The organism is Collinsella sp. LCP19S3_B11 (genome assembly GCF_052121915.1).
Taxonomy (GTDB): Bacteria; Actinomycetota; Coriobacteriia; order Coriobacteriales; family Coriobacteriaceae; genus Collinsella.
In genome coordinates, this window is the sequence record NZ_JBQKDI010000057.1 from 1 (window position 1) to 546 (window position 546).

Consider the following 546-nt stretch of genomic DNA (forward strand, 5'->3'; position numbering starts at 1 on the left):
GGTGCGGTAAGGGCTACCGCACGGGCCGATACTCAAAGCCCATTGTGGCATCCCGAGCCCGCGAAAAGAAGCTGCGCCGCGGGGGAGGCGACCCAAATGGCTTTCTCATATTGTCTTGCGCCTGTGCCTGTTTAACTGCGCGGATTTTCTTGCTTGTGTCGCGGGCGTAAAACTCGTTAAACCAGTTCCGCAAGGGAGTAAACTCGTTATCCTCCCGCGCTGTGTCAACTCCGTCGTTGATCGCGATATAGCGTACTCCGTTTTCGGGAAATACAATCTCTATGAGTTCGCCCGTTTTCAGATAGTTTCTGCCAAGACGGGAAAGGTCTTTGGTAATGACCGTCGCCACTCGTCCGGCTTCCACTTCCTGCAACATCGCTTGCAGCCCCTCGCGCTCAAAACTCACGCCGGAAAATCCGTCGTCCACAAAAAACTTGGCTCTTCGGTGGTTTCTGTGGGAGAGATTCCGGCATAGGCCCAGCTCAGCGGGCGAAAACAACGATCTGGAACTGAAACGGCCCCGGGAGGGGCCGTTTCCGCGTCATC

General features: G+C 55.9%; 1 protein-coding gene. It reads right to left on the bottom strand.

The window, feature by feature from the left end; genetic code table 11:
* Nucleotides 1-13: 13 nt before the first annotated feature.
* Nucleotides 14-499, bottom strand: coding sequence for a recombinase family protein (locus ACTQV4_RS10350; RefSeq protein ID WP_441569787.1), 486 nt, complete (start codon nucleotides 497-499; stop codon nucleotides 14-16).
* Nucleotides 500-546 lie beyond the last annotated feature (47 nt).